This is a genomic window from Actinoallomurus vinaceus, from assembly GCF_039542055.1.
Taxonomy (GTDB): domain Bacteria; phylum Actinomycetota; class Actinomycetes; order Streptosporangiales; family Streptosporangiaceae; genus Actinoallomurus; species Actinoallomurus vinaceus.
Window position 1 is genome coordinate 87945 of record NZ_BAABHK010000029.1, and the last position, 10065, is coordinate 98009.

Sequence of the window (10065 nt, forward strand, 5' to 3'; positions counted from 1 at the left end):
CGGCGGGCGCCGGATGCGCCCGCCGCCGTACGGTGCCGTCGTCTCAGAGCGTGGCGAGACGCTGCAGGAGATCTCCGTAGGCCCGCAGCGTGATGCGCAGACGCTCGGTGTCGGCGTCGTCGCCCTGCCATCGCTGTTCGAGGCTCCGGCGCTGTTCGTCGAGGGCGGCGGTCAGCGCGCGTACGGCCTCTTCGCACAGGGAACTGGCCTGCCGCACCGAGTCGCGGGGATCGTCGACGAAACCGGTCTTGACCTCGTGCCAGCGGGCTTCGAACCGGTCGGCGTCGCCTCGGCCGAGCAGCCGTTCGGTCGCCGCACGGGCCTCGCCCGGTCCGCCCGCGCCGGGCACGTGCCGGCGGCCATCGCCTGGTCCGCCTGCGCCGGGCCTGTCCGTGCGGACCTTGCCCGGTCCGCCTGCGCTGGGCCTGTCCGTGCGGCCATCGCCTGGTCCGCCTGCGCCGGGCCTGTCCGTGCGGACCTTGCCCGGTCCGCCTGCGCTGGGCCTGTCCGTGCGGCCATCGCCTGGTGCGCCCGTGCCAGGCCTGTCCGTGCGGGCCTCGCCTGGTCCGCCCACGCCGGGCAGGTCCGTGCGGGTCACGCTCGCTTCGGATCGGTCGCCCGGCGCACGGCTCGGAGATCTGTCCTCGTCGCGGTCGGCGGAGGAGCCGGTGCCCGGAGCCATCGCTGGAGCGGACGACCCCCCGTGAGCGTACGACCGGGCGGTGGCCGAGGGCCCGGCCGTACGCTCGCCCAGCGGATCGGCCGCACTGCCCGGCTCGATCATTCCGTCTGATCCGGCCTCGCCGGCGCGGTTCGTGTTCGCCGTCCCGGGCGCGTCCGGCCGCGCGTCGCGCGAGCCTTCCGGCGGGGTGCGCTCGTCGCGCCGGCGGTCGGTTCCGCCGGTGCGGGCGGGCAGCGGACCGCGTCCGCCGATGCCCGTCACCGGGCCGGGCTGCGGTGGGACGGTGGCGCCCGCCGGTCCGGCCGAGGGCTCGCCGGGCCGGCCGGTCCGTTCTCCCGGGGAGCCGACGACGCGGCCCTCGACGGCGTCGTCGGAGGGCATCCCGGCCACGGGGCGGTCGCCGGGGAGGGCGTGGCGCCCGTCGGGTCGATCCTGGCGCTCGCTCATCGTCTCCGTCCCTCCGCGACCTCGGCGTCCCGCCGGGACGCCGCATGGCGGCCGACCGGCGTCGATGCGCGCTGCTCCTCGGCCGCCGCACGGGCGGCGTCTTCGCGATCGTCGCGGTCCTGGCGGTCTCCGCGGTCTTCGGAGTCCTCGCGGTCCTCCTGCGCGTCGCCGGACGCGGGCACCCGGCGGTCCTCGGTGGATGCCCGGTGCACGTGGATCTCGCCGTCGCCGAGCAGATCCGCGAACAGGGCGCGGTAGTCGACCATGGCCTGGCGCAGATCCTCGGTGGTCGCCTGACCGGCGTCGGCTCGGCCCCGGATGTCGTGTGCCGTCCGGTACCGGTCGATCGTGCCGCCGTGTTCGACGGACAGGTCTGCGACCTGCTGCTCGTAGTCCTCGGTCGGGTAGCCCCGGTCCTTCATGACCCGGATGAGAAGGTTGTCGGCTTCGGCGACGGCGCTCTGGGGGGAGTCCACGAAGCGCTCCTGCACCCGCTGCCAGTCGGCGTGGTACCGGTCACGCACGGCCGGGTCGAGGGGGTGGATCTGGAGCTCGCGGTGACGCTGCTCGCGGGCGCGGAGCTCCTGCTCGGCCTCGCGGGCGCTGCCATGACGCTCGACGGCACGGTCGTACTCCGGCCCGAATCTCTCGCGCAGGCGGCGTCGCTGCTGCTGCCGCGAGGCGAAGAAACCCAAGGCCGCGATGACCAGAACCGCGACGATCACGATGACGGCCACTGTGGCGGTCGACATGATGCCTCCGGTGGTGGGCTGTGATAGACGCCACGTGCCCGTATAAAACAGGTCAAAACGCCTTGGGATTCACAACGAAAGCCCGGGCCGTGGCCGCCGAGAGAGGCGGCCACGGCCCGGGCTTTCGTCATGCTGCCGATCGTCTCCGCCGCGGTGTCACCGGGCGAAGGCCCACGAGAGGACGCGGTCAGGCGACCGGCGCGGGCTGCGACTCCGCGCCCCGGATCTCCGCGAGAGCGCGGGTGAAGTCCCGCGAGGACAGCCAGAGCTTGTACATGATCGCGAACTCGAAGACGAGCAGCAGGGCGGCCGCGCCGATGGTGACCGGGACGATCTGGTTCACCAGCGGCCCGACGATGAAGACCGCCATCTGGAACTCGATGCCGCTGACCAGGTGCGTACGGACGCGGTGGTCGCGCAGCCAGTCGCGGACGCGGATGTACCACGCGAAGCGGGAGCGGAACTCCTGCTGCAGGTCGATGACCTCGACGGTGCGCGTCTTGATCTCGTCCGGGTCGAGGTCGGGGTCCTCGCGCAGGAGGTCCTCGGCGAAGACCGGCGTGTGGGCGGAGGCCGACTCCTCGATCGCCTTGGTCAGCTCGCCCTTCATCTGACGCCGGACCTTCGCCACCTGGAGGGCGTCGACGTAGCGGAGCATGTCGAGGAAGACGACCGCGACGCCGAGGAGAAGGTAGCGCTCCTTGCCGGTCGCGTGGTACTGCCCCCACATCAGGGCGAGGGTGCAGGTCAGCACGCGGACGCGGTCGAAGACGTAGTCGAGCCAGCCGCCGAGGACCGTGCCCGTGCCCTTGAGCCGGGCGATCTTGCCGTCCATGCAGTCGAGCACGAAGCTCAGGTGGTAGAGGAGGGCACCCAGCACCAGCCACTTCCAGTCCGCCATCAGGAAGCAGCCGGCCGAGCCGAGGCCGAGGAAGAGCGCGCCCCAGGTGATCTGGTTCGGCGTGATCGAGGTCCTGTTCGCGGTTCCGACGACGAGCCGGCCGGCCAGGGGGTCCACGAGGAACACGGTCCACCAGGCGTCCCGGGCCTTGAAGGTCCCGGACTTCACCTCTTCCAGCGTGAACTTCATACGATTCGGTCCCCTTGGTCACAGTGAGGACGGCCCGAAACCCCCGGGCCGTCGCGTTCTGATCGGTATTGGGTGAGACGCTCCTTCCGGTTCCATGGTTTACCTCAGATTTACGGAAACTTGGCCTTTTGGTCACCTTTGAAATCCGTAACGGACGATCCGCTCCGGACCGACCTGCGAGAGGCCGCGCGTGCCGGGGCGGGTAACGTGCGGGGCGAGAGGCATCGGGAGGCGATCAACATGGAGAACAGGCTCTACATCGGCGGAGCGTGGGAGACGGCGAAGGCGACCTTCGACGTGACCGACCCGTCCACCGGCGAGGTCTTCGCCTCGGTGGCGGACGCCGACGCGGACGCCGCCGTACGCGCGCTCGACGCCGCGGCGGCCGCCCAGGCGTCCTGGGCCGCGACGGCCCCCCGGGAGCGGTCGGACATCCTCCGCCGGGCGTACGAGCTGATGCACGAGCGCGCCGACGAGCTCGCGCGGATCACGACGCTCGAGATGGGGCGGCCGCTCGCCGAGTCCAAGGGCGAGGTCGTCTATGCGGCGGAGTTCCTGCGGTGGTTCTCCGAGGAGGCGGTGCGCGTCGGCGGCGAATACCGGGTCGCCCCGGGCGGTGACTATCGCATCCTCACCACGCGGCAGCCGATCGGACCGGCGTACCTCGTCACCCCGTGGAACTTCCCGCTGTCCATGGTCACCCGGAAGGTCGGCCCGGCGATCGCCGCGGGCTGCACGATGATCATCAAGCCGGCGGAGGCGACGCCCCTGTCAGCGCTGGCCCTCGGCCGGCTGCTGACCGACGCCGGCGTGCCCGAGGGCGTCCTGAGCGTGCTGCCGACGAATCACGCGCCCGAGGTGACCGACGCGCTCATCGCGGACGGCCGGCTGCGCGTGCTCTCGTTCACCGGCTCGACGCCGGTCGGCAGGAAGCTGATGGAGCAGGCGGCGAGCAAGGTGATCAAGACGACGATGGAGCTGGGCGGCAACGCCCCCTTCCTCGTCTTCGACGACGCCGACCTGGACGCCGCCCTCGACGGCGCGGTGCTGGCCAAGATGCGCAACACCGGCGAGTCGTGCGTCGCCGCGAACCGGTTCATCGTCCACGAGGCGGTGGCCGAGGAGTTCGCGGCCGGGCTCGCCGAGCGGCTCAGCGCGCTGCGGCTCGGCCCTGGGCTCGACCCCGGGACCCAGGTCGGCCCGCTGGTCGACGAGCGGGCCCGGGACCGCGTCGCCGGCCTCGTGTCCGACGCCCTCGAGCGCGGGGCGACCCTCCGTACGGGCGGGAAGACGCCGGAGGGGCCGGGATGGTTCTACCCGCCGACCGTGCTGAGCGACGTGCCGGCGGACGCCCGCGTGATGCGGGAGGAGATCTTCGCCCCGGTCGCGCCGATCGCCGCCTTCCCCGACGAGGAGTCCATGATCGCCGCGGCCAACGACACCGAGGCGGGCCTGGTCGCCTACGCCTACACCCGGGACCTGAACCGGGCGCTGCGGGTCGGGGAGGCCCTGGAGAGCGGCATGGTCGGGATCAACCGCGGGCTCGTGTCCAACCCGGCGGCGCCGTTCGGCGGGGTGAAGGAGTCCGGTATCGGCCGCGAGGGCGGTTACGAGGGCATCGACGAGTACACCGAGGTGAAGTACCTCGCCGTCGACCTGTGACGAAAAGCCGTACGGCCCCGGAAGCGAGTCCCGGGGCCGTACGGACGGTCGTCACTGCTTGGGCGCTTTGGAGGCGTACTCGGTGGTGTAAGTCTTGGACAGGTCGATGTCGTTCTTCTTGCCCTTGACGTTCGGCGAGAACTGCGCGAGGACGTTCAGGACGTTCTTCGCGCCGTCGGCGGGCATGACGCCGTCCGCGGTGAACATGCCGATGCTGTCGGTGATGGCCTTCTCGTACAGCTTCGGGTCGCCGCCGGCGTAGTCCGCCGGCATCTTCGCGGCGATCTCCGCCGGCTTGTGCGCCTTGATCCAGCCGAGCGTCTTGACGAACGCGTTGGCCAGCTTCTGCACGGTCGCCGCGTTGTTCTTGACGTAGTCGCAGTTCATGTAGAGGGAGCTGGCCGGGTACAGGCCGCCGAGCGCCGCCTTGGTGCCCGCCTCGGTCCGCATGTCGAGCATGACCTTGCCCTGACCGGTGCTGGTGAGCTTGGCGACGGTCGGGTCGGTGGTCATGCCGGCGTCGATGCCGCCGTTCTTCAGCGTGGCGATGAAGGTCTGGCCCGCGCCCGCCTTCACGGTGGTGTACCCGGAGGTCGGCACGCCGTTCTTGGTGGCCAGGTACTGCGTGAGGAAGTCGGTCGAGGAACCGGGGCTGGTGACGCCGAGCTTCTTGCCCTTGAAGTCCGCCGGGGACTTGATCTGGCCGGCCTTGCCGGAGTTGACGACCTCGACCTCTCCGGGGACGTCGGACAGCTGGACCACGCTCTCGACGCACTTGCCCTTGGTCTGCAGGTCGATCGTATGGTCATAGAAGCCGACGACGCCCTGGACATCGCCCGAGATCATGACGTTCTCGGCCTGGGCGCCCGCCGGCTCGGTCAGCAGCTGGACGTTCAGGCCCTGCTCCTTGAAGTAGCCGAGCTGCTCGGTGAGCTTGGCGGGCAGGTAGATCACCTTGTCGATGCCGCCGACCATGATCTTGACGGTGTCGTTCCCCTTCCCGCCGCCGCCGCCTCCGGAGGAGGTACGCGAGTCGCGGCAGGCGGCCAGGGACAGGGCGGTCGTGGCGGCGAGCGCCGCCGCGGCGATACGGGTGGTGGTGCGCATATGAGCTCTCCTTGGGTACATGAGGATGCCGATCCGCGGCGGGGTGTTCCGCGGGCCGGGGACGGAGGGGTGGGTCAGATCTGCGCGTCGTGGCCGGCGGTCGGCGGACGCCAGCGCAGCAGGCGGCGTTCGAGGAGGGTCAGGAGCCACTCGGCGAGCAGCGCGATCACCGTGATGATGATCATTCCGGCGTAGATGCCGGCGGAGTCGAACGTGCCCTGGGCGTGGTTGATGAGCAGGCCGAGGCCCTTGTCCGCGCCGCTGTACTCGCCGACGACCGCGCCGATGATGGCGAACCCGAACGCCGAGTGCAGCGAGGCGAGGATCCAGGAGGTCGCGCTGGGCACGACGATCGTCCGCAGGACGGCGGTACGGCTCGCGCCCAGGATCCGCGCGTTGTTCACCAGGTTACGGTCGACTTCGCGGGCGCCCTGGAAGGCGTTGAAGAACACCGCGAAGAACACCAGGATGAACGCGGTCGCGACCTTCGAGGACATGCCCAGGCCGAACCAGATGACGAACAACGACGCCAGGATGATCCGGGGGATGGCGTTGGCGGCCTTGATGAACGGCGCGCACACGTCGGACAGGAACCGGCTGCGGCCCAGGATGATGCCGAGGACCACGCCGCCGACGCTGCCCAGCGCGAACCCGATCACGGCCTCTTCCAGGGTGTAGGTGATCTGGGTCCAGATCGAGCCCTGCGAGGTGCCGGTGGTGAACCAGTCGACGAGGCGGTTCCAGATCGCGCTCGGCTTCGAGTAGTAGAACGGGTCGATCCAGTACGTCGCGGCCAGCTCCCAGGAGCCGAGCACGGCGGCGACGAGCAGGATCCGGACCGCGTTGACGGTGAAGGACCGGCGGCGGCCCGCGGCGCGGGCCTGGGCGACGGCCGTCGCCTGGTCGTCCAGCTCAAGCAGCATTGCCGGCACCCCTCTCGCGGGTGATCTGGACCTCTTCGCGGAGCGACTCCCACACCTCGCGGTAGATCTCGAGGAACTCGGGGGTGAGCCGGATCTCCTCGGCGTCGCGTGGGCGCTTCAGCGGCACCGTGAAGGAGGCCTTGACGGTGGCGGGGCTCGCGGTCATGACGACGACCCGGTCCCCGAGCACGATCGCCTCTTCCAGGTCGTGCGTGACGAAGACGACGGCCGCGCCGCCGCCCTGCCCGAGGGGGTCGTCACCGGACCACAGGCGCAGCAGCTCGTCCTGCATCAGGCCGCGGGTCTGCACGTCGAGCGCGGAGAACGGCTCGTCCATCAGCAGGATCGAGGGCTCGTTGACGAGCGTCTGGGCGAGGGCGACGCGCTTGCGCATGCCGCCGGACAGCTGGTGCGGGTAGTAGGACTCGAACCCGTCCAGGCCGACCCGTCGCACCCAGTCGCGGGCCTGCTCCCGGGCATGCTTTTTGCTCACGCCGCGGTACCGGGGGCCGGTGGCGACGTTGTCGAGCACGGTCCGCCAGGGCAGCACGGCGTCGGTCTGGAACATGTACCCGACCCCGTCGGGGATGCCGTTGACCGGCCGGCCGTGCACCAGGGCCTCGCCCGCCGAGGGGGGCTCCAGGCCGGAGACGAGGGACAGGGTGGTGGACTTGCCGCATCCGGTGGGGCCGACCACGGCGACGAACTCACCGGCGCGTACGGTCAGGTCGAGGTTGCGGACGGCGGTGTGCACTCCGCCCGACGATGAGCGGAAACGCTTGGTCGCGTCGCGGAGCTCGATCGCGGGGCCGTCAGGCTCTGCTTGCGTTGGCATGCCCGGAGGTTACGAGTGCGTTTCCGCGCCGTTAAGCCTTGCTCGCGATGTAATCGCAAGCCGTTTTTCCCGCGCTTATCGTCCTTAGCGGCGTTTTCCGCATTCTGCTCACGCGGAGCGGAGCCGCCGGAGTGGTATCGGCTACCGTGCACGTCATGTCCTCCGGGATCCGGATCCGCTTCGCGCACCAGGTGCTGATCTTGCAGATCAGCGTGGTCGTGCTCGTCGCGCTGGTCGGGTACGGACTTGCCTCGTGGATGCAGCGGGACGAGCTGCGCAACCAGTACGCCTCGCGGGCGCTCACGCTCGCCCGGTCGGTGGCCGCCGATCCGGTCATCGGTGACACCGCCGCGACCGGGAGCGACCCGCACGGCGTCGTCGAGGACCGGGCCGAGCGCGTGCGGCTCGCCACCGGCGCGCTGTTCGTCGTGGTGACCGACCGGAACGGCATCCGCCTCGCCCATCCCACCCGCTCGCTGATCGGCAAACGGGTCAGCACGGATCCCTCGGCCGCGCTGTCCGGCCGGGAGGTGAAGGTCATCGAGCGCGGCACCCTCGGCCTGTCCGCGCGCGGAAAGGTCCCGCTACGCGACCACACCGGAGCCCTGGTCGGCGAGGTCAGCGTCGGGTTCGACGCGGAGGACATCGACCGGCGGGTGCATCGCACGATGGCCGTCGCCGCCCTGGTCGCCGCGGCCGCCGTCGCGCTCGGCGTGGTCGGGTCGGTCGCGATCGGGCGCCGGCTCAAACGCCAGACGCTCGGCCTCGAACCGTACGAGCTGGCCGAGCTGGTCCAGGAGCGCGCGGCGGTGCTGCACGGCATCAACGAGGGCGTGCTCGCGGTCGACGCCGCCAACCGGGTGACGGCCTGCAACGCCGAGGCGGCCCGGCTGCTCGGCGTCACCCCCGACCGCGGGGAACCCGTCGCCGACCTGCCCGTACGCGGACGGCTCAGGTCGGTGCTCGACGGGGAGGAGGACGCGCACAACCTCTTCGTCCTGGCCGGTGAGCGCGTCCTGGTCGTCAACCGGCGGGAGGTCCGGCACGACGGGCGCCTGCTCGGCACGGTGATCACGCTGCGGGACCGTACGGACGTCGAGTCGCTGGCCCGGGAGCTCGACGGGGTGCGCGCCCTGTTCGACGCGCTGCGCGCGCAGCGGCACGAGTACGCGAACCGCATGCACACCCTGTCCGGCCTCCTCCAGCTCGGCCACTACGAGGAGGCGGCGGGCTACATCCAGACCCTCGCCGAGGTCCCGGCCGCGCGGGAGGCGCCCCCGGACGACGTCCCCGATCCCTACCTCCGCGCGTTCCTCGCCGCCAAGGCCGCGGTCGCGACCGAGAAGGGCGTCTCCCTGGAGATCGCCGAGACGAGCTGGGTGCCGGGACGGGTCGTCGACCCGCTCGACGTGACCACCGTCCTCGGCAACCTGGTGGAGAACGCCATCGAGGCGGCGCGGCTCGGCAGCCGCCCGGCGCGCGTGGAGGTAGAACTGCTCGGCGACGGGACCGACCTGCACGTCACCGTCGCGGACTCGGGGGAGGGCGTGCCGAAGGAGCTCAGAGAGGCCGTCTTCCGCGACGGCGTGTCCACGCGCGAGCCCGAGCCCGGCCGGCCGCGCGGGCTGGGCCTGGCCCTCGCCCGCCAGGCCGCGCGGGGCCGCGGCGGCGACGTCACCATCGCGGACCCCGGACCCGACGGCGCCGGCGCCGTGTTCGTCGCGAGCCTCCCGGAGGTGCTGCAGTGATCGATGTCCTGGTCGTCGACGACGACTTCCGGGTGGCGCAGATCCACGCCGGGTTCGTCGAGCTGGTGCCCGGGTTCCGCGTGGCCGGTCGGGCGCACACCGCCGCCGACGCCCGGGCCGGCGCGGCAGGGGTCGACCTGGTGCTGCTCGACGTCTACCTGCCCGACGAGTCCGGCCTCTCGCTGCTGCCCGACCTGGACGCCGACGTCATCATGGCCACCGCCGCGACCGACCCCGAGTCGGTCCGCACCGCCTTCTCCCGCGGCGCGCTGCACTACCTGATCAAGCCGTTCACCGCCCAGGAGCTCGGCCACCGGCTGCAGGCCTACGCCCGCTACCGCGATCACCTCACGACGACCGGGGAGCTCACCCAGACCGACGTGGACCGCGCGATCCGCGCCCTGCACGCCGTACCGCGCGGCGAGCCGCGGCCCGCCAAGGGACAGTCCTCGGTCACCGCCCGGCTGGTCGCCGACGCGCTCAAGCGCTCCGGCGAGCCGCGCTCGGCCGCCGAGATCTCCGACGAGGTGGGCATCTCCCGCGCCACGGCCCAGCGTTACCTGGCCTCACTCGCCCAGGCGGGGCGGGTGCACGTCACAATGAGGTACGGCACCACGGGCCGACCCGAGCACCAGTACGACTGGCGCGCCCGCTGACCGCGTGCCTAGCTCGATTGTGCGAACACCACGTCAACCCAGTAGTTGGTGGACTGATAGCTCCCCGTGGGGAACGTGTTCGTGGCACCGTAGGCATACACACCGTTCCCGCCAGAATCAGCGCTCGCCGGCGCGGTCAAAGGACCATTGATGTGCGCACTGG

At 71.3% G+C, this 10065-nt stretch carries 10 protein-coding genes; 3 read left to right on the forward strand and 7 right to left on the reverse strand.

The annotated features are described in order from the left end of the window. Positions 1–43: 43 nt before the first annotated feature. The 3 genes from ABEA24_RS50870 to ABEA24_RS50880 all read right to left on the reverse strand — a co-directional run bounded on the left by ABEA24_RS50870 (position 44) and on the right by ABEA24_RS50880 (position 2971). Entirely contained in the window at positions 44–1129 is a 1086-nt protein-coding gene (locus ABEA24_RS50870; RefSeq protein ID WP_345443465.1) for a hypothetical protein, read from the reverse strand. Next, positions 1126–1881, reverse strand: coding sequence for a hypothetical protein (locus ABEA24_RS50875; protein WP_345443468.1), 756 nt, complete (start codon positions 1879–1881; stop codon positions 1126–1128). Before ABEA24_RS50875 ends, ABEA24_RS50870 begins: the two co-directional genes overlap by 4 nt. A gap of 187 nt (positions 1882–2068) precedes the next feature. Beyond that, on the reverse strand, positions 2069–2971 hold the full coding sequence (locus ABEA24_RS50880) for a CDP-alcohol phosphatidyltransferase family protein (protein ID WP_345443471.1): 903 nt from the start codon (positions 2969–2971) through the stop codon (positions 2069–2071). A gap of 240 nt (positions 2972–3211) precedes the next feature. On the opposite strand from ABEA24_RS50880, the gene ABEA24_RS50885 reads away from it, so the two are divergent. Continuing rightward, positions 3212–4633: an NAD-dependent succinate-semialdehyde dehydrogenase gene (locus ABEA24_RS50885; RefSeq protein WP_345443474.1), complete on the forward strand. Its 1422-nt coding sequence runs from the start codon at positions 3212–3214 to the stop codon at positions 4631–4633. 51 nt (positions 4634–4684) lie between these two features. On the opposite strand, the gene ABEA24_RS50890 is transcribed toward ABEA24_RS50885, so the two are convergent. From ABEA24_RS50890 to ABEA24_RS50900, 3 genes are all read right to left on the reverse strand, one after another. Next, complete coding sequence (locus tag ABEA24_RS50890; protein WP_345443477.1) at positions 4685–5740, reverse strand: ABC transporter substrate-binding protein; 1056 nt, start codon at positions 5738–5740, stop codon at positions 4685–4687. 74 nt (positions 5741–5814) lie between these two features. Then, complete coding sequence (locus tag ABEA24_RS50895; protein ID WP_345443479.1) at positions 5815–6663, reverse strand: ABC transporter permease; 849 nt, start codon at positions 6661–6663, stop codon at positions 5815–5817. Next, positions 6653–7498 (reverse strand): ABC transporter ATP-binding protein, encoded by an 846-nt coding sequence (locus tag ABEA24_RS50900; protein ID WP_345443482.1) that lies wholly within the window; start codon positions 7496–7498, stop codon positions 6653–6655. Before ABEA24_RS50900 ends, ABEA24_RS50895 begins: the two co-directional genes overlap by 11 nt. A gap of 155 nt (positions 7499–7653) precedes the next feature. Between ABEA24_RS50900 and ABEA24_RS50905 the strand changes: the two genes are divergently transcribed. Both ABEA24_RS50905 and ABEA24_RS50910 read left to right on the forward strand, forming a co-directional pair. Further along, positions 7654–9246, forward strand: a complete 1593-nt coding sequence (locus ABEA24_RS50905; RefSeq protein ID WP_345443483.1) for a sensor histidine kinase — start codon at positions 7654–7656, stop codon at positions 9244–9246. After that, the gene (locus ABEA24_RS50910; protein ID WP_345443485.1) at positions 9243–9902 is read left to right on the forward strand and encodes a response regulator; all 660 of its coding nucleotides are present in this window, start codon (positions 9243–9245) and stop codon (positions 9900–9902) included. The genes ABEA24_RS50905 and ABEA24_RS50910 overlap by 4 nt, the downstream gene beginning before the upstream one ends. A gap of 8 nt (positions 9903–9910) precedes the next feature. On the opposite strand, the gene ABEA24_RS53955 is transcribed toward ABEA24_RS50910, so the two are convergent. After that, positions 9911–10042: a DUF4082 domain-containing protein gene (locus ABEA24_RS53955; protein ID WP_425551333.1), complete on the reverse strand. Its 132-nt coding sequence runs from the start codon at positions 10040–10042 to the stop codon at positions 9911–9913. Between the last annotated feature and the right edge of the window lie 23 nt (positions 10043–10065).